Genomic DNA, 22,169 nt, shown 5'->3' on the forward strand with positions numbered 1-22,169 from the left:
TCAATCGGCTGGCGCGAAGTGCGCCAGCAGCGCCTCGCCCCAGCCCCAGGGGCCGGTGACCGTCAGCGTCACCGTGGTCCATTCGCCGTCCGCCCGCACCTGCTCGTCGGCGTCCCACGCGCCGCCTTCGTCGAGTGGGCCGCGCGGGCCCGGCGCGTGGGTCTCGGCCCAGTCCAGCACGGCGCGCACCTCGGTCATCACGTCGGGCAGCTGCGCGGCGCGCACGCTGGCCATGGCGTCCCAGGTGCCGGTGCCTTCGCCGTCGTCGCTGGCGTCAAAAAGCAGGTAGTTCATTGCGGGCATGGCGGCGAGCTTAGCCGGTCCGCCGAACGCTGTTCAGGGTAAACCCGCATTTGGTTGATATTGCAACTGGTTGGCAATACAACCATAATTCGAGCCGTCAACACCGATGCCATTTCCCCCGAGTGGCGCAACAACCAGGAGACAGACATGTCCATCTCACGACGCGTTCTCTGCGGCACGGCCCTGGCGGCCGCCGTCCTGTCCACCGCGCCCGTCCACGCGCAGGACCCGGCGATCAAGGTGGGCGTCATCGGCCCGTTCTCCGGCCCGTTCGCGCACTACGGCACCTTGTTCAAGGCCGGTGTGGAGGCCTATGTGGCCAGCCAGGGCGGCAAGCTCGCGGGCAAGTCGGTGGAGTTCATCTACCGCGACACCGGCGGCCCGAACCCCGCGCAGACGCGGGTGCTGGCGCAGGAGCTGATCGTCAAGGACAAGGTGGACTACCTGGGCGGTTTTGTCTTCACGCCCAACGCGCTCGCGGTCGCACCGCTGATCCAGCAGTCGCAGACGCCCACGGTCATCTTCAACGCGGCCACCTCGTCGATCACCGAGAAGTCCGAGTACTTCATCCGCAGCAGCTACACGCTGTGGCAGGTCACGGTGCCGCTGGCCCAGTGGGCCGCCAAGCAGGGCATCAAGAAGGTGGTGACGGCGGTGACGGACTACGGCCCGGGCCTGGACGGTGAAGCGGCGTTCAAGAGCGAATTCGTCAAGCAGGGCGGGACGGTGGTCGAGACCATCCGCATGCCCATCGCCACCACGGACTTCGGCCCGTTCGCGCAGCGCATCCGCGCCAGCGGCGCGCAGGCGGTCTACACCTTCCTGCCAGGCGGCCCGCCGAACCTGGGTTTCGTGAAGGCCTACAACGAGAACGGCCTGGCCAAGGCCGGCATCCAGTTCCTGGGCACCTCGGAAACGGACGAGTTCGACCTGCAGAAGTTCGGTGACTCGGCGCTCGGCCTCACGACCGCGTTCCACTATTCCGGCGCGCACGACTCGCCGGCGAACAAGGCCTTCGTCGCCGCGCTGAAGAAGCAGAACCCGGCGGCGGTGGCCAACTACGCCTCGGTCGGCGCGTGGGACGGCATGCACGTCATCCACAAGATGATCGAGGCCACCGGCGGCCAGAAGAACGGCGCCAAGGCCCTGGCTGCGGCGCGCGAGCTGCAATGGGAAAGCCCGCGCGGCCCGGTGCGCATCGACGCCAAGACGCGCCACATCACCCAGAACGTCTACCTGCGCAAGGTGGAGAAAGAGGGCGGCGTGCTGGTCAACAAGGAAGTGCAGAGCTTCGGACCGCAGACCGATCACGGCCTGAACCCCTGATGCGGCGGCTGATGGACGAAGCGACGTGATCACGTTCTCCAACATCCTGATCGACGGCCTGGCCTACGGCATGGTGCTGTTCGTCATCGCCGTGGGCCTGTCGGTCACGCTGGGGCTCATGCGCTTCGTGAACCTCAGCCATGGCGCCTTCGCCATGGTGGGCGGCTACTGCGTGGCCCTGCTGACGCGCGAGCTCCAGTGGAGCTTCTGGATCGCCGTGCCGCTGGCGGTGCTGGCCACCGGCCTGCTGGGCGCGCTGCTGGAAGCGCTGGTCCTGCGGCACCTGTACCAGCGCAAGGAGCTGGACCAGGTGCTCTTCACGATCGGCCTGACCTTCGTGCTGATCGCCTCGACCAATGCCCTGGTCGGCCCGCAGGTGCAGATGGTCCAGCTGCCGCCCTCGCTGTCGGGCTCGGTGGACCTGGGTTTCCGCACCCTGCCGGCCCAGCGCCTGCTCGTGATCGGCGTGGGCCTGGCCGTGGCCGTGCTGGCCGCGCTCACGGTGACGCGCACGCGCTTCGGCATCTGGCTGCGCGCGGCGGTGGACCACGCGGGCACGGCCTCGACGCTGGGCATTCCGATCCGCCGCGTGCAGTGCCTGACCTTCGCCGCCGGCGCGGCGATGGCCGGCCTGGGCGGTGTGCTGGGCGCGGAGGTGATGCCGCTGGAGCCTTACTACGCGCTGAAGTACCTGGTGCTGGTGCTGGTCGTCGTGGCCGTGGGCGGCATGGGCAGCATCGCGGGCTCGCTGTGCGCGGCCATCGTGCTCGGCCTGATCGAGACCGCGAGCAAGTACCTGGCCTCGGACTGGGGCAGCCTTTTCTTCTTCGCCGCCATGGCCCTCTTCCTGGCCTGGCGTCCCAACGGACTGTTGAAACGATGAACGCCCTGTCCTTGTTCAAGACGCGGGCGCTCGCGGGCCCGCAAGACGGCGATGCCGCTTCGCCGCGCTGCGCGCCGGCCTGGCGCGCGCCGCTGGTGATGCTGGCGCTGGGCCTGGCGGCCTGCCTGCTGCTGCCCGACCAGCTGGGGCTGCTGACGCGCATCTTCATCATGGGCCTCTTCGTGCTGTCGCTGGACCTGGTGGTGGGCATCGCCGGCCTGGCCACCCTGGGACACGCCGCGATGTTCGGCGTGGGTGCCTACGCGGCGGGTGTGTTCGCCTTGCGCGTGATGCCCGACCCGCTGGTGGGCCTGGCCGTCGGCGTGCTGGCGGGCGCCGTGCTCGCGGCGGCGACCGGGGCCTTTCTGCTGCGCTACCAGGGCTTCACCTTCCTCATGCTCACCGTGGCGGTGGCGCAGATGGTGCTGTCGCTGGCGCACAAGGCGCGCGACTGGACGGGCGGCGACGACGGCCTCTCGGGCTACGTGATGGGCCCGCTGCTGGGGCAGTTCCAATTCGACCTCGAAGGCCGGCTGGCCGCGTTCTACGCGCTGGCGGTGCTGGTGGTTTGCTTCTATGCCGCGCGCCGCCTGGTGGACTCGCCGTTCGGCATGGCCGTGCGCGGCATCCACGAAAACCGCGCCCGCATGGCCGCCCTGGGCACGCCGGTCTACCGCCGCCTCTGGGGCATGTACGCCGCCGCGGGCGCGCTGGCCGGCGCGGCCGGGGCGCTCTCCGCGCAGACCACCGCCGTGGTGGGCCTGGACAGCCTGTCGTTCTCCCTCTCCGCCGAGGCCCTGGTCATGCTGATCCTGGGCGGTGCCGGGCGCCTGAGCGGTGCCCTGGTGGGCGCGGCGGTGTTCCTGGTGCTGCACCACACCGCGGCCTCCATCAACCCCTACCACTGGCTGTTCGTGGTGGGGGGCCTGCTGATGCTGGTGGTGCTGGTGTCGCCCGCGAAGGCCGTGGCCTGGCTGCGCAACCGCTGGGGAGGCCGCGCATGAGCCACCTGCTCGAACTGCGCCACCTGGACAAGCGCTTCGGCGGCATCCACGTGACGCGCGACGTCTCCTTCCAGCTCGCGCCGGGCGACCGCCTGGCCCTCATCGGCCCCAACGGCGCCGGCAAGACCACGCTGGTGAACCAGATCAGCGGGGTGTTCCCCGCCGACAGCGGCGAGATCTGGCTGCGCGGCGAGAACGTCTCTCGCCTGAGCCAGGCCCAGCGCGTGCGCGCCGGCCTGGCCCGCACCTTCCAGATCACCACGCTGGCGCCGCACTTCCCGGTGCAGCGCCAGATCGAACTCGCCCTGTTCGAGCGCGAAGGACTCGGCGGGTGCTTCTGGCGCGGCATCGACAGTTTCCCCGCGCTCCAGGCCGAGGCCCGGGCGCTGCTGGCCCGCTTCGGCCTGCAAGGGCAGGCCGCCACGCCGACGCAGGACCTGGCCTATGGCGAACAACGCCTGATCGAGATGGCGCTGGCCATGGCGCTGCGGCCCCAGGTGCTGCTGCTGGACGAGCCCATGGCCGGCGTGCCCAAGGGCGACGGCGAGCGCCTGCTCGCCGCGCTCGATGCCCTGCCGCGGGACCTCGCGGTGCTGATCATCGAACACGACATGGACCTGGTGTTCCGCTTCGCCAGCCGCATCCTGGTGCTCGCCGAGGGCGCGGTGCTGGCCGACGGCACGCCGGACGAGATCCGCCGCGACCCCCTGGTCCGCGCGGCCTACCTGGGCCATGGAGAGGCGACACGGCATGCTTGAAGTCAAAGACGCCACGGCCGGTTACGGCCCCACGACGGTGCTCAACGGCCTGTCGTTCGAGGTCGGCGCCGGCGAGCGCCTGGCCATGATCGGGCGCAACGGCGTGGGCAAGACCACGGCGCTGCGCGCCGTCATGGGCCTGGTGCCGCTGCGCGCCGGCACCATCACCTTCCAGGGCGAGGACGTCACGCGGCTGTCCGCGCACCAGCGCGCGCAGCGCGGCCTGGGCTACGTGCCCCAGACCCGCGACGTGTTTCCCTCGCTGAGCGTCGAGGAGAACCTGCTCGCCGGCCTCAAGCACCGCCCGCGCGCCGCGCTCAGCGAGGCCTACGAGCTGTTCCCGCGCTTGGCCGAGCGCCGCCGCAACGGGGGCGCCCAGCTCTCGGGGGGCGAGCAGCAGATGCTTTCGGTGGCGCGCGCCCTGCTGGGCCAGCCCCGGCTGATCCTGCTGGACGAGCCCCTCGAAGGCCTGGCGCCGCTGATCCGCCTGGACCTGCTGCGCGCCTTCGGCGAGATGAGCCGGCAGACCGGCATCGCGGTCGTCATCGTGGAACAGCAGGTCGACGAGGCCCTGGCCTACGCGGGCCGGGCGGTGGTGCTGGACCACGGCGTGGTGGTGCACGGCGCACCCGCCGACGAGCTGGCGCGCGACACCGCGGCGCTGGAGCGCTGGGTCGGGATGGCGGTGCACTGACATGCGTGTCCAGAATAGAGGCATGAAAACCTCCAAATCCCTCCCCGCCGTCAGCGATCCGCTCAAGCAGATCGACCTCGACCACTACGTCCCGGCCTACCTGACCTGGACCGCCAACAAGCTCTCGCGCGGTGCGTCCCAGCACTACCTGAAGATCTTCGGGGTGGGCATCGAGACCTGGCGCTGCCTGGTGCTGCTGGCCATCGAAGGTTCGATCTCCGCGCAGCAGGTCTCGCGCGTCATCGGCATGGACAAGGCCTCGGTCAGCCGCTGCTTCAAGTCCATGCAGGAAAGTGGCTTCATCCGCATCGAGCTGGACCCGCGCGACGGCCGGGCCCGCATCGCGGTGCTGACCACCAAGGGCCGCGCCATGCACGATCAGATCCGCGAAGTGGCGCTCGAACGCGAGCGCGCTTTCCTCGAGGTGTTGTCCGCCGACGAAGCCGAGACCCTGCTGGTGCTGCTGCGCCGCCTGCACGAAAACCTGCCGGCCGTGGAAACCGCGACCCAGCGCTTCGTGGAGCAGAAGTACGCCAAAACCCGCAAACCGCCGCGAAAGCCGGCGCCCCCCGAAAGCGACTGAGACATGGTGGAACTGGACGTCAGGGTGCGCGCGCGCCAACCGGAGGCCGACGGCATCTGCAGCTTCGACCTGGAGCCCATCGGGGCGAACGAGCTGCCCGCCTTCCGCCCCGGGGCCCACATCGACGTCCAGGTCGCGCCCGGCCTGATCCGCCAGTACTCGCTCTGCGGCCACCCGCAGGAGCGGCGCAGCTGGCGCATCGGCGTGCTGCGCGAACCGCAGTCGCGCGGCGGCTCGGCCGGCATGCACGACCGGGTGCAGGTGGGCGCGGTGCTCAAGGTGAGCGCGCCGCGCAACCTGTTCGAGCTGGTCGAGGCCCCGCACAGCGTGCTGGTGGCCGGCGGCATCGGCGTCACGCCCATCCTGTCGATGGCGCAGCACCTGCAGGACACCGGCCGCTCTTTCGAGATGCACTACTGCGCGCGCTCGCCCGGGCGCATGGCGTTTCGCGGGCAGATCGAGGCCGGGCCGCTGGCCGGGCACACGCGGCTCTATTTCAGCGACGCGCCGTCGCCCCAGGCCTTCGACGCCCCGGCCCTGCTGCGGGCCGCGCCCGAGGGCGCGCACCTCTACGTGTGCGGCCCCGCCGGCTTCATGGACTTCGTGCTCTCGGCCGCGCGCGCGGCCGGCTGGGCCGAGGCGCGCCTGCACCGCGAGCACTTCGCGGGCACCGTGGCCGACAGCACCGCTGACCAGGCCTTCCAGATCCGCCTGCAGCGCAGCGGCGCCACGCTCGACGTGCCGGTGGGCGTGAGCGCGCTCCAGGTGCTGCTGGACCACGGCGTGGACGTGAACTACGCGTGCGAGGCCGGTGTCTGCGGCAGTTGCCTCACCCGCGTGCTCGAGGGCACGCCCGACCACCGCGACAGCTGCCTGATGGACGCGGAGCGCGCCGCCAACGACCAGTTCACGCCCTGCTGTTCCCGCTCGAAATCCCCCACGCTGGTCCTCGACCTGTGAGACCGACCGCCTGACCGTCACCCAAGGAGACCCCCATGAACGCCGATTGCATCGCCATCCAACCGATCCCGCCCGCCGCCGCCAGCCGCGGTCGCTTTCCGCTGAACCAGTGGTACATGGCCGGCTTCTCCAGCGACCTGACCGACAAGCCCGTGGGCCGCACCTTCCTGAACCAGAAGGTCGTGCTGTTCCGCACCGGCGAAGGCCAGGTCGCCGCGCTGGAAGACCGCTGCTGCCACCGCTCGCTGCCGCTGTCGTGCGGCACGGTCGAGGCCTCGGGCGTGCGCTGCGGCTACCACGGCATGTTGTATGCGCCCACGGGCGTGTGCATCGAGATCCCGGGGCAGGACCGCATTCCGGGCAAGGCCCGGGTCAAGGCCTACCACGTCGCCGAGAAGAACCACATCCTCTGGATCTGGATGCCGAAGGAAGAGGGCGGCGCACCCACCGTCGAGGCGCCCGACTACCCCTGGCACGACGACCCGCGCTACAAGTTCGGCTCCGGCCAGTACCACTACAACGCGCCCTGGCAGCTGATCCACGACAACCTGCTGGACCTGAGCCACCTCGGCTACGTGCACCTCAAGACCATCGGCGGCAACGCCCGGCTGCACATGAGCGCCAAGATGAACGTCACGCAGGACGGTGACAAGGTCAAGGTGGTGCGCCTCATGCCCGGCTCCACGCCGCCGCCGACCTACAAGGCCGCCTGGCCTTTCGGCGAGACCTGCGACCGCTGGCAGGAAATCGAGTTCGAGCTCTCGCACCTCAGGATCTGGACCGGCGCCGTCGAGCCCGGCACCGACGCCATCGACGACCCCGAGCGCGGCGGCTTCCACATGCGCGGCCTGCACGGCATCACGCCCGAGACCGAGGAGAGCTGCCACTACTTCTGGAGCATGTCCAGCACCCGGCACCCCGACATGCCGGAGAACATCGAGGCCGTCATCGAGCAGACCGCCTTCACCTTCGACGAAGACCGCGTGGTGATCGAAGAGCAGTACCGCAACATCCAGCGCTTCGGCGGCAAGCCCAGCTGGATCGACATCCACGTCGACGTGGGGGGCAACCGCGCGCGCCGCATCGTCGAGCGCCTGACCGCGGCATCGGCCGATCCGCAGCCGGCCTGAGTTCCATCAAAAAAAGCCCGCCGGGTGGCGGGCTTTCGGGGGTCAGGCCGCGGCCTTGACCTTCAGGCGCCAGGCGTGCAGCAGCGGCTCGGTGTAGCCGCTGGGCTGCTCCTTGCCCTTGAACACCAGGTCCAGCGCGGCGAGGTAGGCCTTGCTGGTCTTGAAGTTGCCGGCCATCTTCTTGTACAGCGGATCGCCGGCGTTCTGGCCATCCACCACGGCGGCCATGCGCTCGAAGGTGTCGCGCACCTGCTTCTCGCTCACGATGCCATGGTGCAGCCAGTTGGCGATGTGCTGGCTGGAGATGCGCAGCGTCGCGCGGTCTTCCATCAGGCCCACGTTGTGGATGTCGGGCACCTTGGAGCAGCCCACGCCCTGGTCCACCCAGCGCACCACGTAACCCAGGATGCCCTGCACGTTGTTGTCCAGCTCCTGCTGCTTCTCGGCCGCGCTCCAGTTCGGGTTGCTGCTCACGGGCACCGTCAGCAGGCCGGTCAGCAGGTTGTCGCGTTCGGCGTTGGCGTCGATCTTCTCCAGTTCCTTCTGCACGTCCGACACCAGCACCTGGTGGTAGTGCAGCGCGTGCAGCGTGGCGCCGGTGGGGCTGGGCACCCAGGCGGTGTTGGCGCCGGCCTTGGGGTGGGCGATCTTCTGGCGCAGCATCTCGGCCATCAGGTCGGGCATGGCCCACATGCCCTTGCCGATCTGCGCCTTGCCGCGCAGGCCGCAAGAGAGGCCCACGATCACGTTGTTCTTCTCGTAGCTCTGGATCCAGGCGCTGGCCTTCATGTCGCCTTTGCGCACCATGGGGCCGGCCAGCATGGCGGTGTGCATCTCGTCGCCGGTGCGGTCCAGGAAGCCGGTGTTGATGAAGGCCACGCGGCTCGCGGCCGCGCCGATGCAGGCCTTGAGGTTGATGGAGGTGCGGCGCTCCTCGTCCATGATGCCCAGCTTGACCGTGCTGTCCTTGAGGCCCAGCACCTTTTCCACGCGGCCGAACAGCTCGGCGGCGAACTCGACTTCGCGCGGGCCGTGCATCTTGGGCTTGACGATGTAGACCGAGCCCTTGCGCGAGTTGCGGATCGCGTCCTTCTTCGTGCGCTTGAGGTCGTGCAGGGCGATGGTGGTGGTCACCATCGCATCCAGGATGCCTTCGGGGATTTCCTTGTCGTCCGCGCCCCAGAGCACGGCGGGGTTGGTCATCAGGTGGCCCACGTTGCGCACGAACATGAGCGAGCGGCCGTGCAGGCGCACGCCGTTCTTCTTGCCGTTGGGCGCGGTGTACTCGCGGTCGCCGTTGAGGCCGCGCGTGAAGGTCTTGCCCGCCTTGCTGACGGACTCGGTGAGCGTGCCCTGCAGGATGCCCAGCCAGTTGCGGTAGGCCAGCACCTTGTCCTCGGCGTCCACGGCGGCCACGGAGTCTTCCAGGTCCAGGATGGTCGAGAGCGCGGCTTCCACCACCAGGTCGCTCACGCCGGCGGCGTCGCCCTTGCCGATGGCCGTGCTGCGGTCGATCTGGATCTCCAGGTGCAGGCCGTTGTGCGCGAGCAGCACGGCGCTGGGGCTCTTGGCCTCACCCTGGTAGCCCACGAACTGCGACTTGTCGGCCAGCTTGCTGGTGCCGCCGTCGGCCAGCGTCACCACCAGCTCGCCGTCCTTGTTGACGCGGTAGCCGATCGAGCCCACGTGCGAGCCCTTCTTCAGCGGCGCGGTGCGGTCCAGCACGTAACGCGCGTACTCGATGACCTTGGCGCCGCGCTTGGGGTTGTAGCCGCCCTTGGGACCGGCCTTGCCGCAGCCCTTGTCTTCCGAAATCACGTCCGTGCCGTACAGCGCGTCGTACAGCGAGCCCCAGCGCGCGTTGGCCGCGTTGAGCGCGTAGCGCGCGTTCAGGATCGGCACCACCAGCTGCGGGCCGGCCTGCACGGCCAGCTCGTCGTCCACGTTCCTGGTCGTGGCCTTCACGCTCTTGGGTTGCGGCACCAGGTAGCCGATGGTTTCCAGGAACTTGCGGTAGCCCGCCATGTCGCGGATCGGGCCGGGGTTGGCCGCGTGCCAGGTGTCCAGCTCGGTTTGCAGGCGATCGCGCTCGCCCAGCAGGGCCGCGTTCTTGGGCGCCAGGTCCGCCACGATGCCGTCGAAGCCCTGCCAGAAGTTTGCTTCGCTCACGCCGGTGCCGGGCAGCACTTGCTGGTTGATGAAGTTGAACAGTTCGGTGGCGACCTTCAGGCCGTGAATCTGGGTGCGTGCGGTCATGGAAAGCTCCGTCTGGGCGAAAAGTGGGGGTGCCCGCACTGGCGCGGGCGTGAGCGAACTGTATTCCATACCCACGTCAGCATTAATTCGATTTTTCGTCACGGATCAGTGACTTGACTGTGGGTAATGGGCCTCGAATGGGCGCATCGTGCCGCTTTGCCTTGATCGGATGAATTCTTTTGGTTGAAGAATTTCTGCACTTCGATCCTGATTCGAGCTGCCTAATTCCTTGTTTGTAATTCTTTGAGTCTAAATCCCTAGATTCCGGGTTCTTCCGAAATTCGGCGCGCAACACCGTGTGCGTGTCCGTTAAGAGGCCACCGGTGGCTCACAAGGCGCTCGCTGGTGGCATGTGTTGAACCCATCTCAAATCTCAAAAATGACACTCTTGAAAAAGACGGCGGTCGCCCTGGCCGCTTTCGGTGCCCTGACCGGGGTCGCCCACGCCCAATCCAACGTCACGCTGTATGGCCTGGTGGACCTCTATGTGGGCAAGAACACCACCAAGACCACGGTGGCCGGCGTCAGCACCCGCACCGGCCCAGGCACGAGCCTGACGAGCGGCGGCCTGAACGGCAGCCGTTGGGGCCTGCGGGGAACGGAAGACCTGGGGGGTGGCCTGAAGGCCACGTTCCAGCTGGAGTCCGGTTTCAACGCCGACACCGGCACCAGCGTCGCGCCCGGTGGCTTCAACCGCACCAGCAAGGTGGGCCTGAGCGGTGGCTTCGGTTCCTTTGAAATGGGCCGCCAATACACGCAGATGTTCCTGCTGATGGACCGGTTCGATGCCCAGGGCACCTCCAGCTTCTCCGCCACCAACGCCATCTTTGGCCCGGCGCCTGCGGGCGCGCTCCCCGGCACGACACCTGCGGCGGTCGGCGCGCTGTCCCCGGCCCTTCGCCGTGACAACATGCTGCAGTACACCACGCCGAACATGGGCGGCTTCACCGGCGCCCTGCAATATGCCTTCGGCGAAAACGGTGGTCCCGGCGTCTCGGCCGGCCGCACGATGGGCCTGTCCGCCCTCTACGAAGGTGGTCCGGTGGCGGTGCAGGGTGTGTATGAGGCCGTCAAGAGTGCCGGTCCGGCCGCCACGACGGCCAAGTCCACCGGCCTGGGCGTGAGCTACGACTTCACCGCGGTGAAGGTGCTGGCCCAGTTCGTCAACCAGAAGAACGGCCTGACCAACGGCATCAAGGACAGCGGCTTTGTGCTGAGCGTGGCCGTTCCGGTGGGCTCGGCGGGCAGCCTCAACGCGGGCATCGGCAGCGAGAAAACCAAGGCGGTCGCGACCGGCCTGCGCGTCGGCAAGACCTCCTCCGCCAGCGTCGAATACCGCCACGATCTGAGCAAGCGCACCACCGTGTACGCGGGCCTGACGAACGTGAAGTTCGAGAGGGAATCGGCGCCGGTCAGCACGTTGAAGGACCAAACCTACGGCGTGGGCCTGCGTCACCGGTTCTGAGCAAGACAAGGGTCAACACCTGGCCGCAGGGGGCCAGGTGCTGGAATTGCCCACCGCCATCCGGCGGTGGGTTTTTTTTGTTCTCTTTCCGGTCCGCGTCGATCCGGCACCCGGTGATCAACCGACCCGCCCGTTCAGCTGCCGCGCCGCCGCCAGCACCTTGCCCACGTGCCGCTCATCGAAACGGTGCGCCGGCATCGTGAGCGTGAGGGAGGCGGCGATCGAGCCGTCCGCGTGGAACACCGGTGCCGAAATGCCGGCCACCTCGGCCAGGCGGTCGCCCACGGCGGTCATGAAGCCATCGGTGCGGATGCGCGCCAATACGCGCTTGTCGGCTGGCGTGGGCTTGCGGCTGTCATCGCCCGCGCCGAACGCCGAGAGCACGCGCCCGCCCGTGCCCTGGTGCAGCGGCAGCACGTCGCCTGCGCGGATGTGGTCGCGCACCGGATGGGGCGAATCCACGCGGTAGAGGCACAGCCGCGTCTGGTTCGGCGCCTGGCCCTGGCGCACGTGGTAGGCCGCGCTCTCGCCGGTGGCCGACACCAGCTGGCGCAGCACCGGCATGACGACCCGGTCCAGCGAAAACGAGGCCGCGTAGATGCCGTGCAGCCGCGCCACCTCGCCGCCCAGGGCGTAGCGCCCGTCGTCCAGCCGCTGCAGCAGGTGCGCGTGTTCGAGCGAGGCGAGCAGGCGCAGCGCGGTGCTCTTGTGCAGCTGGGTGCGCTCGGCCAGCTCGGCCAGCGACAACGAGGCGTCGCCCGCGTGGAACGCGCCCAGCAGCGAGAGCGCGCGGTCCACCGCGGCGGTGCCGCCGGTGGCGGCGTTGGCATCGGCCAAGGAAGGGGTCTGCGCTTTTCGGGGCATGAAGGAGGAGGAGGAAGGGGCTTGGTTGACAGGACGGAAGTGATCTGCGATTCTTTTGCTAGAAAGAATATCGTTCTATCTTGTAAAACGCAAGCAACCCGGCTTCTTCCATGCAAAACGCCCCCGAAGTCCTCATCAGCGAAGTCGGCCCGCGCGACGGCCTGCAGTCCGTGAAGGCCACCATGCCCACGGCCGACAAGCTGCGCTGGATCGATGCGCTCGTGGCCGCCGGCCTGCGCGAGATCGAGGTCGGCTCCTTCGTGCCCGCCAAGCTGCTGCCGCAGATGGCCGACGTGGTCGACGTGGTGCGCCACGCCCTGCGGCACCAGGGCATCACCGTGATGGCCCTGGTGCCCAACCGGCGCGGGGCCGAGGCCGCGCTGGCCTCGGGCGTGCACAAGATCACCCTGCCGGTGTCGGCGAGCGAGGCGCATTCGCTGGCCAACGTGCGCAAGACGCGCGAGCAGATGGTGGACGAGCTGCGCGAGGTGCACGCGCTGCGCCGCGATACCGCGCCCGGCGTGGCGATGGAGGTGGGCCTGTCCACCGCCTTCGGCTGCACGCTGCAGGGCGTGGTGGACGAAGACGAGGTGATCCGCCTGGCCGTGGCCTGCGTAAGGGCGGGCGTGGACGAGGTGGGCCTGTCCGACACCACCGGCATGGCCAACCCCGCGCAGGTGCGCCGCCTGTTCACGCGCCTGCGCGCCGAGCTGGGCGAGCGCGCGGGCGCGGCCCACATGCACAACACGCGCGGCCTCGGGCTGGCCAACTGCCTGGCCGCGTTCGACGTGGGCGTGCGCACCTTCGACGCCTCGCTCGGCGGCCTCGGCGGTTGCCCCTACGCGCCAGGGGCCTCCGGCAACGTGGTCACCGAAGACCTGGTCTTCATGTTCGAGGCCATGGGCGTGCGCACCGGCATCGATCTTTCGACCCTCATCGCCGCGCGCGATCCCCTGCGCGCGGGCCTGCCCGGCGAGCCGGTGTACGGCATGACGCCCGAAGCCGGCCTGCCCAAGGGCTGGCGCGCCGCCTGAAACTTCTCCACCCCTGCCATGCCAGACACCCAAGACACCCCCCGTCCCTTGCCCTTCGAAGGCATCCGCGTCGTCGAATTCACCCACATGGTCATGGGCCCCACCTGCGGCATGGTGCTGGCCGACCTGGGCGCCGAGGTCATCAAGGTCGAGCCACCCGCCGGCGACAACACGCGCCGCCTGCTCGGCTCGGGCGCGGGCTTCTACCCGCTGTTCAACCGCAACAAGAAAAGCCTGGTGCTGGACCTGCAGTCGCCCGAAGGCCGGGAGGCCGTGCTCAAGCTGATCGCCACCGCCGACGTGGTGAGCGAGAACTTCAAGCCCGGCACCATGAAGAAGCTGGGGCTCGATCACGCCAGCCTGAAGAAGCTCAACCCGCGCCTCATCTATGTGAGCCACAAAGGCTTCCTGCCCGGCCCGTACGACCACCGCACCGCGCTCGACGAGGTGGTGCAGATGATGGGTGGCCTGGCCTACATGACCGGCCGCCCCGGCGACCCGCTGCGCGCGGGTTCCTCGGTGAACGACATCATGGGTGGCCTGTTCGGCGCCATCGGCGTGATGGCCGCGCTCAGCGCGCGCGAGAAAACCGGCGAAGGCTGCGAGGTGCAGAGCTCGCTGTTCGAGAACAACGTCTTCCTCGTCGCGCAGCACATGATGCAGTTCGCCGTCACCGGCAAGGCCGCCGCGCCCATGCCCGACCGCATCTCCTCCTGGGGCATCTACGACGTCTTCCAGGTGAAGGACGGCGAGCAGATCTTCCTCGCCGTGGTGAGCGACACGCAGTGGGCCATCTTCTGCGACGCCTTCGGCTACCAGGACCTGCAGGCCGACCCGCGCCTGCAAGGCAACAACAACCGCGTGCGCAACCGCGACTGGCTCATTCCCCTGCTGCGCGAACGCCTGGCCCTGCAGAGCGCGGCCGATCTCGCCGCGCTGTTCGAGCGCCACGGCCTGCCGTTCGCGCCCATCACCAAACCCCACGAACTGCTGGACGACCCCCACCTTTGCGCCACCGGCGGGCTCGCGCCCATCACCCTGCCCGATGGCGAGCGCGCCGGCCAGGCCGCGCAGACCGTGTTGCTGCCGCTGGCGCTCGACGGCGAACGCCTGGGCGTGCGCCGCAGCCCGCCGAAACTCGGTGAACACAGCGCCGAGCTGCTGGCCGAGCTGGGCTACGGCGCGGAGGACGCGGCGCAACTGAGCCGCACGGTCGTCAAAACCGCCTGAAAAGTCATCAATCGGCCCAAATTTATCATTGATTCGCTCCTGCAGGTGGGGTAATCTGCCCGGGTGGACAAACTCAAGCAACTCGAAACCTTCGTGGCGGTCGCCACGCGCGGCAGCCTCACCGCCGCCGCCAAAGCCGAGGGCGTGGCCCCGGCCATCATCGGGCGCCGGCTCGACGCCCTCGAAGCCCGGCTCGGCGTGAAGCTCATGGTGCGCACCACGCGGCGCATCACCCTCACCCACGAAGGCAGCGCCTTCCTGGAAGACTGCCAGCGCCTGCTGGTGGACATGGCCAACGCCGAAGCCAGCGTGAGCGCCGGCGGCGTCAAGGCCAGCGGCCACCTGCGCATCACCGCGCCGGCCGGTTTCGGCCGCCGCCATGTGGCGCCGCTGGTGCCGCGCTTTCGCGAACTGCATCCCGAGGTCACCATCTCGCTGAACCTGAGCGACCGCGTGGTCGACGTGGCCGGCGAGGCCTACGACTGCGCCGTGCGCGTGGGCGATCTGCCGGACTCCTCCCTGGTCAGCGTGCGACTGGCCGACAACCGCCGCCTGTGCGTGGCCACGCCGCGTTACCTGCAGCAGCACGGCCGCCCGCAGGTGCCGGCCGACCTGGTGCGCTTCGACTGCCTCACGCTCTCCAGCGACGCCTCGCAGACCCGGGGCTGGGCCTTCACCGTGCCGGCGCCCGGCGGCCTGGGCGAGGTGGAGATCGTGCACCTGCGCCCCAACGGCCCGCTGGACTGCACCGACGGCCAGGTGCTGCGCGAATGGTGCCTGGCCGGTTATGGCATCGCCTGGCGCAGCACCTGGGAGGTGGAGGCCGACATCGCCGCCGGTCGGCTGGAAAGCGTGCTCGACGACTTCGCCGCGCCGCCCAATGGCATCTTCGTGCTGTTCCCGCAACGCAAGCACCTCGCGCTGCGCGTGCGCCTGTGGATCGACTTCCTCAAGCACGAGTACGCGCGGCCCGACTTCTGGAAAACCTGAACCCCTCACACCCATGACCACCAAGCTCCTCGGCCTCTCCGGCAGCCTGCGCCAGCTGTCCTTCAACACCTCGCTGCTGCGCGCGGCGGTTCCGCTGGCGGGCGACGCCGCACAGCTCGACGCCGCCACGCTGCACGGCATCCCGCTCTACGACGGCGACCTGGAGCAGCGCGAGGGCACGCCGGCGGCCGTGCGCGAACTCAAGGAAAAGATCCTCGCCAGCGACGGCCTGCTGCTCGTCACGCCCGAGTACAACAACGGCATTCCCGGCGTGTTCAAGAATGCGGTGGACTGGCTCTCGCGGCCCACGCCCGGCCTGCCCGACGTGTTCCGCGACCGGCCCGTGGCCGTCATCGGCGCCTCGCCCGGGGGCTTCGGCACCATCCTGTCGCAAGCCCACTGGTTGCCGGTGTTGCGCACCCTGGGCACCCACACCTGGCAGGGCGGGCGGCTCATGGTTTCGCGCGCGTCGTCCGTGTTCGGCCCCGACGGCGCGCTGCTGGACGACAAGGTGCGCCAGCAGCTCGGCGAATTCGTGCAGGGCTTCGCGGCCTTCGTCGCGGCCGCGAAAAAGCCCTGAAAGGGCGGCGGCGGTTCAGCCGGGGATGTCCGGCTCCACCAGGTGCGCCAGCTGGGCCAGCGACTCCTGCCAGCCCAGGTAACACATCTCCAGCGGGATCACGTCGGGGATGCCCTCCTGCACCACGTGGAGCTCGGTGCCGCAGGACACGGCCTTCAGCTGTACGTCCACCGTGATGAGTCCGGGCAGGTTGGGGTCGTCGAACTTGTCGGTGTAGCGCAGGCGCTGATGGGGCACGAGTTCCACGTACTCGCCGCCGAACGAATGGGCGTGGCCGGTCGAGAAATTGCGGAAAGACATGCGGAACGTGCCACCCACCCTGGCGTCCAGGTGCTCCACCTTGCAGAGAAAACCGTAGGGCGGCAGCCAGCGGGCGAGGGCGTCGGCGTTGAGGAAGGCGCGGTAGACCTTCTCGGGCGGGGCTTTGAGGACGCGATGGAGGCGAACGGCGCGGGAAGAGGAAGTGCTCATGGTGAGGGTCCTTTCTGGTGAGGGTCGAGGGACATGGGCAGGGCCGGGCTTGTGCGCCCGGCTCCTCATGCTCGACGATCGAGGTGACGCCGTTTCGACAAGGCGGTGGGGTTTCGAGGCGGTTTCAGCCGCCCCGTCCCCTCTTTCTGCTCATGAATCGATCGTGGGCTTCATTCAACAGGTCTCCCGCCGAGTTGTCGGTAGGTTCACTGACGTCGCTGTCGGTATCGTCGGGAATGAAAGCCGAAAGCACGTTCAGGAGGCGTGTTCTGCGCAGCGCGGTGGCCAACTCCGGAGCCGTCGAACCCTGATGGTTCTCTTGTTCCCAATCGATGTCTGCGGCGAGTGTGTTCAGGAAGTCGTCCAGGCCGTCGGCCCAGGCACCGCCTTGCATGGTGCGATTCGTCAGGTGCAGTGCCAGGTGGTGCAGCACCGTGTTGCCCTGTTGATCGACCTCGTTGACCCGATGCGGTTGGAGCGATGGCGCCAAGGCATTGAAGGCGCCCGGGTCCGCTTGCCTCGTCGCGAACATGAGCAGCGTTTCCCCGTTCGCGGTTCGCGTGGCGGCATGGACATGGTGCTGCTCCACCAGGAACCGCAATTCCTCGTGATCGCCTTCGGTGATGGCGTGTTGTGCGGCCTGAGCGGGTGTGAAAGGCCGGATGTGGGGGGCCTGGAGGCCCGCTGGCTGGAGATGGTTGATCATCAGTTGTCGGTTGCTGTGCAAGATGGAAGAAGGGCCCAGGACGGGCCCAGAACCACAGTGAGTCAAGGCCGAAGGTGGTTCGCCCATGCCGCTAAATCGCGGGGCAGACCTGCGGCATAGGCGCGGCGCGCGAGCAGCCAAATCCCGCCTATGCGGCCTTGGGCCGGCGCACCGCGCGCACCTTCCCGCTCGGCCCGCCGCCGCAATAGAACAGGTCCGCGCCATCGGATTCGAGGCCGCTCACGCCGAGGCCGGCGGGCATGTCGAGGCGTTCGAGCACCTTGCCACTCTGCGGGTCGATGCGGCGGATGTCGCTCTCGTCGCCCTCCCAGGTGCCGTGCCAGAGTTCGCCATCGACCCAGGTGACACCGGTGACGAAGCGGTTGGATTCGATGGTGCGCCGGATCGCGCCGGTGGCCGGGTCGATCTGGTGGATCTTGCGGTCGCGGTACTGGCCGACCCACAGGCTGCCTTCGGCCCAGGTGAGCCCGGAGTCGGCGCCGCCGCCGGGCGCGGGGATGGAGGCGAGCACGGTGCCGGAGGCGGGGTCGATCTTGTCGATGCGCGCCTCGGCGATCTGGTACAGGTGCTTGCCGTCGAAGGCGGTGCCGGCATCACCCGCGCGTTTCAGCGTGCGGGTGACCTCGCCGCTGGCGGGGTCGAAGGCGACGATGCCTTCGTCGGTGGCGGCCCACACGCGCTGGCCGTCGTGGGTGACGCCGTGCACGCGCTCGGAGCCGAGGAAGGGACCGTACTCGCGCACGACTTCGGCGGTGCGCGCGGTGGGGGTGGTCTGACGGGTCATGGTGAATCTCCTTGTGGCAGCACCGGGTGTCGGCGCTTGAGGGTCACTCTATTCAATCGGCAGCGAAGCAGGGAGTAACAAGATCGTCGCGAATCCGGCCAGCGGCGGCGCCAGCCAGCGCCGCGCCCGCGCCTGGCCGATGGCGCGCACGCGGCCCCCGGCCTCCAGCTCGGCGAGCGCGCGCTGCACGGTGCGCTGGCTCGCGCCCAGCGCGAGCGCCAGGGCCGAGGTGGACCAGGCCGCGCCGTCGGCCAGCAGCGCCAGCAACGAAGCCTGTTCGCCGTCGATGGGCGGCGCGAGCAGCACGAGGGAGCGCCCGCCCGAGGGCTGCAGCGCGAAGCCGCGCGCGGTGGCCTCGATGCCCGCGAGGGGTTTGACGAGCGCGCGCAGGCGGCCGATCTCGACGCGCAGGCGCGCGCGGTGCGTCTCGTCCGGGCGGCGGGTGCGGAACGCCTCGGCGATCAGGGCCTCGCGCTCCACGTCGCCCGGCCAGGCCTGGGCGAGCGCGCGCGCCAGCGCGAACAGCACGGGCCGGCGCGCGAGCGATTGCCACGCGGCGCCTGTGCCCAGGCCGCGGCGGCAGGCGTCCACCACCAGCGCGTCGGAGGCCAGCAGGGCCGCCACGTCGGCCAGCCGCAGCGCCTGCTCGCTGCCGTTGCCCAGGCGGCGCGCGGCCGGTTGGTTCAGCGTGGCCTGGGCTTGTGCGACTTCGGCCTGAAGGGCGGGCACGCCGGCCCGTGTGGCCGCATCGCGCGCGCGGGCCAGGGCCGCGCGCCCGGCCTCCACGCGCAGCGAGCGCAGCGCGAGCTCGGCCGCGACCAGCTCGGCCACCGCCGCGAGCGCGGGTGGCAGGCGGGTGGTGTCGATGGCCGCGAGCACGGCTTCGGCCTCGGTCAGGCGGCCGAGCAGCAGCAGGCGCCGCGCCGCGATCAAGCGGGCCTGGCGCGCGTTGGCGTGGTCGGCGTGGGCTTCCAGGGTGGCCGCGGCGGCGGCCAGCGGGCGCGTGGAGCCACCGAGGTCGCGCATGGCCAGCGCCACCTCGGCCTCGGCCACCACGCAGCGGGCGCGCGCCAGGGTTTCGTGCGCGCCGAAGCCTCGGCCGGCGCGCCGCAGCAGGTCGCGTGCGCGCGGATGTTCCCCGAGCTGGGCCATGGCGATGCCGCGCAAGGCCAGGGCCGGCGGGTCGTCGCGCAAGGCCACGCGCTTGAGCGCGCCCAGCGCGTCGCCCGCGGCCAGGGCGCGCGCGGCGGCGGTGATGAGGGAATCCATGCCGACAGGCTACCCCAGCCGGCGCAGGGGCGCCTCGCCGTGGTCAGCGGCTGGCGCGCGCGGGCGCCACGGCGGCGCCCTGGATCTGGTGCCGTTGCAGGCCCTGGGTCACGAAGCCGCTGGCCTTCATCTCTTCGATGAACCCGCTGAGCCAGGCTTGCGCCGCCGTGCGGCCCTTGGGCACGCCCATGGCCTGCTCGATCACCATGAAGCGCCCGGGCAGCAGGCGCACGCCGCCCACGCGCTGCGCGTCCGCCTCCAGCTGCTGCTTCACGCCGGCGGCCACGTCCAGCTTTTCGGCGAGGAACAGGTCCGTCACGGCGGGCGAGGTGGGCGCGCGCACCAGGGTGGCGGCCTTGATCTCGCGCGTGAGGAACAGGTCGTACGCGCTGCCGCGCCCGACGACCACGCGCGTGCCGGCGCGGTCCACGTCCTCGTTGCGGCGCAGCGGCGAGTCGTTGCGCACGAGGTAGGCGCCTTCGATGATCACGTAAGGCGCGGTGTACTCCATGTCGGCCGCGCGGACCGGGTCGATGGCGACGAAGGCGAGGTCCACCTGCCGCGCCTTGACCGCCTCCACCACGTTGCCGGCCGAGTTGAACAGCACCAGTTCGATGGGCACGCCCAGGCGCCGTGCGGCCTCGCGCGCGAGATCGACCGACACGCCCTGCGGCTCGCCCGAGGCGCTGCGCGTGGCCAGGATGGGGTTGCCGAAATTGATCGCGGCGCGCAGCTTGCCGGTGGACGAGAGTTCGGCGATCGCGGCGGCCGGCGGGGGCGTCGAGGCGGGTCCGGGCGCGGCGCAGCCGGCGAGCGCCAGGGCGCTGGCGGCGCACAGGGTGCGGCGAAAGCGGTCCATGTCAGTCCACCTTCACGTTGGCGGTCTTGACCAGGTTGACCCAGAACTTGCCGTCCTCCACCAGGAAGCTGGCGAACTGCTCGGGCGAGCCGGAGAGCGAGACCTCGGTGCCTTCGCGCTCCAGCGCGGCCTTCACCGAGGGCTGCTGCATGGCGGTGCGCACCGCGTCGTGGATGGTCTTCACGGTGGCCGGCGGCGTGCCCACGGGCGCGAACATGCCGTACCAGAACTCCAGGTTGTATTCGGGCAGGCCGGCCTCGCGCATGCCGGGCATGTCGGGCACCAGCGGCGAGCGTTCGCGCGTGCTGACGGCGATGGCGCGCAGCTTGCCCGCATTGGCCTGGGGCAGCACCGAGGGCGAGGTGCCGAAGGTGAGCTGCGTCTCGCCGGCCATCACCGAGGTGATGGCGAAGGAGCCGCCCCGGTAGGGCACGTGCGTCATCTCGGTGTTGGTCAGCAGGCTGAAGAGCGCGGCGCCCAGGTGCGGCGCCGAGCCGTTGCCCGAGGTCGAGTAGTTGAGCTTGCCGGGGTCCTTCTTCGCCGCCGCGATCAGGTCGGGCACGGAGCGGATGCTGCTGCTGGGGTTGACCGCCAGCACCAGCGGCGAGGTGGTCATCTTGCCCACGGGCAGCAGGTCGCTGGGCTTGTAGGTCAGCTTGGGGTTGAGCGCGGGGTTGACCGAGATGGCGCTGGGGCTGGCGATCAGCAGCGTGTAGCCGTCGGGCGCGGCCTTGGCCACGATGTCGGCCGCGATGCTGGAGCCGTTGCCGGGCTTGTTGTCGATCAGCACGGTCTGGCCCAGGGCCTTGCTGAAGGACTCGCTCATGGCGCGCGCCACGTAGTCGGCCGCGCCGCCCGGCGCGAAGCCGATCACGATGCGGATGGGCTTGTTCGGGTAGGGCGCGGGCTGCGCCCAGCCGAGGGAGGCCAGGGTGCCCAGCGCGAGCGCCAGGACGAATTGTTTGCGGTGCTTCACGGGGTTGTCTCCTCTTGCGGGTGGTGGTTCAGCTCGCGTCCGCCGGCATGCGCAGGACGATTTTTCCGATGTGCGCGCCGGCTTCCATGCGCGCCTTGGCTTGCTCGAGTTGCGAGAAGTCCATCACCCGGTCGATGTGCGGCTGGATGCGGCCGGCAGCGATGAGGGGCATGACCTCGGCCACGAAACGCGGCAGCGCGGCCGCCCGCTGTTCCTTGGTGCGCAATTTGTTGGAGACGCCGAACAGCACGAGGCGTTTGGCGTGCAGGGCTTCGAGGTCGATCTCGGCGCGCACCACGCCATCCACATAGCCCACGGTGGCCAGGCGCCCTTCGAACGCGAGCGCGCGCAGGCTTTCGGCGAACACCGTGCCGCCCACGGTGTTGATGACCAGGTTCACGCCCTGCTGGTCCGTGGCCTTGAGCACGGCGGGCGCGAAGTCCGCCGCGCGGGTGTGCAGCGCCACGTCCAGACCCAGCGGCTGCAGCGCCGCGAGCTTGTCGGCCGAGCCCGAGGTGCCGATGACGCGTGCGCCCAGGGCCTTGGCCAGCTGCAGCGAGGCCACGCCCACGCCGGAGGACACGCCGTTGATGAGCAGCCACTCGCCCGCCTGCAGCCGGCCTTGCAGCACCAGCATGTCGAACGCGACCAGGAAGGTGAGCGGCACGGCGGCGGCCTGTTCCCAGCCGAGCGCCACCGGCACGGGCATGGCCTCGATCTCTTCCATCAGCGCGCACTCGGCGAAGGCACCCGGGCAGCGGCCCATCACGCGGTCACCGGGTCGGAAGGTGGTGACCTCGGCGCCGACGGCGATCACCTCGCCCGCGCCTTCGCCGCCGATGGCTTTCCAGGTGCCGGGCGCGCCGTGCAGGCCATGGCCGAGCAGGAACTCGCCGCGGTTCAGCGCCGCCGCGCGCATGCGCACCAGCAGTTGCCGCGCGCCGGGCGTGGGCACCGGCGTCTCGCGCAGGGCGAGCTCGGTGGCGGTGTCGGTCATCTGCATCCAGTAGGCCTGCATGGTGG

General features: G+C 69.7%; 23 protein-coding genes. 13 read left to right on the forward strand and 10 right to left on the reverse strand.

Annotated features, from left to right (window positions below; translation table 11 throughout):
- Positions 1-303 carry a hypothetical protein gene (locus AC1Q9M_RS19725; protein WP_382322891.1) on the reverse strand — a complete coding sequence of 101 codons (303 nt, stop codon included), beginning with the start codon at positions 301-303 and terminating at the stop codon, positions 1-3.
- A gap of 147 nt (positions 304-450) precedes the next feature.
- Between AC1Q9M_RS19725 and AC1Q9M_RS19730 the strand changes: the two genes are divergently transcribed.
- Genes AC1Q9M_RS19730 through AC1Q9M_RS19765 form a run of 8 tightly spaced genes read left to right on the forward strand, consistent with a single transcriptional unit; the run spans position 451 to position 7,641 of the window.
- Positions 451-1,629, forward strand: coding sequence for an ABC transporter substrate-binding protein (locus AC1Q9M_RS19730; protein ID WP_291117322.1), 1,179 nt, complete (start codon positions 451-453; stop codon positions 1,627-1,629).
- A gap of 25 nt (positions 1,630-1,654) precedes the next feature.
- The gene (locus AC1Q9M_RS19735; protein ID WP_382162870.1) at positions 1,655-2,512 is read left to right on the forward strand and encodes a branched-chain amino acid ABC transporter permease; all 858 of its coding nucleotides are present in this window, start codon (positions 1,655-1,657) and stop codon (positions 2,510-2,512) included.
- On the forward strand, positions 2,509-3,516 hold the full coding sequence (locus AC1Q9M_RS19740; RefSeq protein WP_492435334.1) for a branched-chain amino acid ABC transporter permease: 1,008 nt from the start codon (positions 2,509-2,511) through the stop codon (positions 3,514-3,516). The genes AC1Q9M_RS19735 and AC1Q9M_RS19740 overlap by 4 nt, the downstream gene beginning before the upstream one ends.
- Positions 3,513-4,274: an ABC transporter ATP-binding protein gene (locus AC1Q9M_RS19745; protein WP_291117329.1), complete on the forward strand. Its 762-nt coding sequence runs from the start codon at positions 3,513-3,515 to the stop codon at positions 4,272-4,274. Before AC1Q9M_RS19740 ends, AC1Q9M_RS19745 begins: the two co-directional genes overlap by 4 nt.
- On the forward strand, positions 4,267-4,968 hold the full coding sequence (locus tag AC1Q9M_RS19750; protein WP_382322894.1) for an ABC transporter ATP-binding protein: 702 nt from the start codon (positions 4,267-4,269) through the stop codon (positions 4,966-4,968). The genes AC1Q9M_RS19745 and AC1Q9M_RS19750 overlap by 8 nt, the downstream gene beginning before the upstream one ends.
- 22 nt (positions 4,969-4,990) lie before the next feature.
- Entirely contained in the window at positions 4,991-5,551 is a 561-nt protein-coding gene (locus AC1Q9M_RS19755; RefSeq protein ID WP_291117335.1) for a MarR family winged helix-turn-helix transcriptional regulator, read from the forward strand.
- A gap of 3 nt (positions 5,552-5,554) precedes the next feature.
- Positions 5,555-6,511, forward strand: a complete 957-nt coding sequence (locus AC1Q9M_RS19760) for a PDR/VanB family oxidoreductase (protein ID WP_382327627.1) — start codon at positions 5,555-5,557, stop codon at positions 6,509-6,511.
- Between the two features lie 35 nt (positions 6,512-6,546).
- Positions 6,547-7,641 (forward strand): Rieske 2Fe-2S domain-containing protein, encoded by a 1,095-nt coding sequence (locus AC1Q9M_RS19765; protein ID WP_382322895.1) that lies wholly within the window; start codon positions 6,547-6,549, stop codon positions 7,639-7,641.
- 42 nt (positions 7,642-7,683) lie between these two features.
- Here the strand turns inward: AC1Q9M_RS19765 and AC1Q9M_RS19770 are convergent, their stop codons facing one another.
- A complete protein-coding gene (locus AC1Q9M_RS19770; protein ID WP_492435337.1) occupies positions 7,684-9,897 on the reverse strand; it encodes a malate synthase G in 2,214 nt (737 codons plus the stop codon).
- Between the two features lie 379 nt (positions 9,898-10,276).
- On the opposite strand from AC1Q9M_RS19770, the gene AC1Q9M_RS19775 reads away from it, so the two are divergent.
- On the forward strand, positions 10,277-11,362 hold the full coding sequence (locus AC1Q9M_RS19775) for a porin (protein WP_382322897.1): 1,086 nt from the start codon (positions 10,277-10,279) through the stop codon (positions 11,360-11,362).
- A gap of 117 nt (positions 11,363-11,479) precedes the next feature.
- On the opposite strand, the gene AC1Q9M_RS19780 is transcribed toward AC1Q9M_RS19775, so the two are convergent.
- The gene (locus tag AC1Q9M_RS19780; RefSeq protein WP_382322898.1) at positions 11,480-12,226 is read right to left on the reverse strand and encodes an IclR family transcriptional regulator; all 747 of its coding nucleotides are present in this window, start codon (positions 12,224-12,226) and stop codon (positions 11,480-11,482) included.
- A gap of 110 nt (positions 12,227-12,336) precedes the next feature.
- Between AC1Q9M_RS19780 and AC1Q9M_RS19785 the strand changes: the two genes are divergently transcribed.
- The 4 genes from AC1Q9M_RS19785 (at position 12,337) to AC1Q9M_RS19800 (ending at position 16,060) form a co-directional block, all read left to right on the forward strand.
- Positions 12,337-13,260, forward strand: a complete 924-nt coding sequence (locus AC1Q9M_RS19785) for a hydroxymethylglutaryl-CoA lyase (protein ID WP_492435340.1) — start codon at positions 12,337-12,339, stop codon at positions 13,258-13,260.
- Between the two features lie 18 nt (positions 13,261-13,278).
- Positions 13,279-14,490 carry a CaiB/BaiF CoA transferase family protein gene (locus tag AC1Q9M_RS19790; protein WP_492435342.1) on the forward strand — a complete coding sequence of 404 codons (1,212 nt, stop codon included), beginning with the start codon at positions 13,279-13,281 and terminating at the stop codon, positions 14,488-14,490.
- Positions 14,491-14,553: 63 nt separating this feature from the next.
- Positions 14,554-15,480 carry a LysR family transcriptional regulator gene (locus AC1Q9M_RS19795; protein ID WP_291117359.1) on the forward strand — a complete coding sequence of 309 codons (927 nt, stop codon included), beginning with the start codon at positions 14,554-14,556 and terminating at the stop codon, positions 15,478-15,480.
- A 13-nt stretch (positions 15,481-15,493) separates the two neighbouring features.
- The gene (locus tag AC1Q9M_RS19800; RefSeq protein ID WP_382162834.1) at positions 15,494-16,060 is read left to right on the forward strand and encodes an NADPH-dependent FMN reductase; all 567 of its coding nucleotides are present in this window, start codon (positions 15,494-15,496) and stop codon (positions 16,058-16,060) included.
- Between the two features lie 15 nt (positions 16,061-16,075).
- On the opposite strand, the gene AC1Q9M_RS19805 is transcribed toward AC1Q9M_RS19800, so the two are convergent.
- From AC1Q9M_RS19805 to AC1Q9M_RS19835, 7 genes are all read right to left on the reverse strand, one after another.
- On the reverse strand, positions 16,076-16,531 hold the full coding sequence (locus AC1Q9M_RS19805; RefSeq protein ID WP_382322901.1) for an SRPBCC family protein: 456 nt from the start codon (positions 16,529-16,531) through the stop codon (positions 16,076-16,078).
- 124 nt (positions 16,532-16,655) lie between these two features.
- Positions 16,656-17,237 (reverse strand): hypothetical protein, encoded by a 582-nt coding sequence (locus tag AC1Q9M_RS19810; RefSeq protein WP_492435344.1) that lies wholly within the window; start codon positions 17,235-17,237, stop codon positions 16,656-16,658.
- Positions 17,238-17,385: 148 nt separating this feature from the next.
- A complete protein-coding gene (locus AC1Q9M_RS19815; RefSeq protein WP_382322903.1) occupies positions 17,386-18,042 on the reverse strand; it encodes a Vgb family protein in 657 nt (218 codons plus the stop codon).
- Between the two features lie 48 nt (positions 18,043-18,090).
- Positions 18,091-19,311, reverse strand: coding sequence for a helix-turn-helix domain-containing protein (locus AC1Q9M_RS19820; RefSeq protein WP_492435346.1), 1,221 nt, complete (start codon positions 19,309-19,311; stop codon positions 18,091-18,093).
- Positions 19,312-19,354: 43 nt separating this feature from the next.
- The gene (locus AC1Q9M_RS19825; RefSeq protein ID WP_444688022.1) at positions 19,355-20,170 is read right to left on the reverse strand and encodes an ABC transporter substrate-binding protein; all 816 of its coding nucleotides are present in this window, start codon (positions 20,168-20,170) and stop codon (positions 19,355-19,357) included.
- A gap of 1 nt (position 20,171) precedes the next feature.
- A complete protein-coding gene (locus AC1Q9M_RS19830; RefSeq protein WP_382322906.1) occupies positions 20,172-21,146 on the reverse strand; it encodes a Bug family tripartite tricarboxylate transporter substrate binding protein in 975 nt (324 codons plus the stop codon).
- Positions 21,147-21,174: 28 nt separating this feature from the next.
- Entirely contained in the window at positions 21,175-22,164 is a 990-nt protein-coding gene (locus AC1Q9M_RS19835) for a zinc-binding dehydrogenase (RefSeq protein ID WP_382162812.1), read from the reverse strand.
- Positions 22,165-22,169: the final 5 nt, after the last annotated feature.

This window comes from Hydrogenophaga sp. GW823-FHT04C09, assembly GCF_058796355.1.

What these genes read in the sequence shown, in the direction of transcription:
- AC1Q9M_RS19805 (WP_382322901.1), bottom strand. Translation starts at nt 16,531, where the DNA reads ATGAGCACTTCCTCTTCCCGCGCCGTTCGCCTCCATCGCGTCCTCAAA.
- AC1Q9M_RS19725 (WP_382322891.1), bottom strand. Translation starts at nt 303, where the DNA reads ATGCCCGCAATGAACTACCTGCTTTTTGACGCCAGCGACGACGGCGAA.
- AC1Q9M_RS19820 (WP_492435346.1), bottom strand. Translation starts at nt 19,311, where the DNA reads ATGGATTCCCTCATCACCGCCGCCGCGCGCGCCCTGGCCGCGGGCGAC.
- AC1Q9M_RS19765 (WP_382322895.1), top strand. Translation starts at nt 6,547, where the DNA reads ATGAACGCCGATTGCATCGCCATCCAACCGATCCCGCCCGCCGCCGCC.
- AC1Q9M_RS19780 (WP_382322898.1), bottom strand. Translation starts at nt 12,226, where the DNA reads ATGCCCCGAAAAGCGCAGACCCCTTCCTTGGCCGATGCCAACGCCGCC.
- AC1Q9M_RS19810 (WP_492435344.1), bottom strand. Translation starts at nt 17,237, where the DNA reads ATGATCAACCATCTCCAGCCAGCGGGCCTCCAGGCCCCCCACATCCGG.
- AC1Q9M_RS19815 (WP_382322903.1), bottom strand. Translation starts at nt 18,042, where the DNA reads ATGACCCGTCAGACCACCCCCACCGCGCGCACCGCCGAAGTCGTGCGC.
- AC1Q9M_RS19825 (WP_444688022.1), bottom strand. Translation starts at nt 20,170, where the DNA reads ATGGACCGCTTTCGCCGCACCCTGTGCGCCGCCAGCGCCCTGGCGCTC.
- AC1Q9M_RS19785 (WP_492435340.1), top strand. Translation starts at nt 12,337, where the DNA reads ATGCAAAACGCCCCCGAAGTCCTCATCAGCGAAGTCGGCCCGCGCGAC.
- AC1Q9M_RS19745 (WP_291117329.1), top strand. Translation starts at nt 3,513, where the DNA reads ATGAGCCACCTGCTCGAACTGCGCCACCTGGACAAGCGCTTCGGCGGC.
- AC1Q9M_RS19750 (WP_382322894.1), top strand. Translation starts at nt 4,267, where the DNA reads ATGCTTGAAGTCAAAGACGCCACGGCCGGTTACGGCCCCACGACGGTG.
- AC1Q9M_RS19800 (WP_382162834.1), top strand. Translation starts at nt 15,494, where the DNA reads ATGACCACCAAGCTCCTCGGCCTCTCCGGCAGCCTGCGCCAGCTGTCC.
- AC1Q9M_RS19760 (WP_382327627.1), top strand. Translation starts at nt 5,555, where the DNA reads ATGGTGGAACTGGACGTCAGGGTGCGCGCGCGCCAACCGGAGGCCGAC.
- AC1Q9M_RS19755 (WP_291117335.1), top strand. Translation starts at nt 4,991, where the DNA reads ATGAAAACCTCCAAATCCCTCCCCGCCGTCAGCGATCCGCTCAAGCAG.
- AC1Q9M_RS19740 (WP_492435334.1), top strand. Translation starts at nt 2,509, where the DNA reads ATGAACGCCCTGTCCTTGTTCAAGACGCGGGCGCTCGCGGGCCCGCAA.
- AC1Q9M_RS19835 (WP_382162812.1), bottom strand. Translation starts at nt 22,164, where the DNA reads ATGCAGGCCTACTGGATGCAGATGACCGACACCGCCACCGAGCTCGCC.
- AC1Q9M_RS19775 (WP_382322897.1), top strand. Translation starts at nt 10,277, where the DNA reads ATGACACTCTTGAAAAAGACGGCGGTCGCCCTGGCCGCTTTCGGTGCC.
- AC1Q9M_RS19730 (WP_291117322.1), top strand. Translation starts at nt 451, where the DNA reads ATGTCCATCTCACGACGCGTTCTCTGCGGCACGGCCCTGGCGGCCGCC.
- AC1Q9M_RS19770 (WP_492435337.1), bottom strand. Translation starts at nt 9,897, where the DNA reads ATGACCGCACGCACCCAGATTCACGGCCTGAAGGTCGCCACCGAACTG.
- AC1Q9M_RS19790 (WP_492435342.1), top strand. Translation starts at nt 13,279, where the DNA reads ATGCCAGACACCCAAGACACCCCCCGTCCCTTGCCCTTCGAAGGCATC.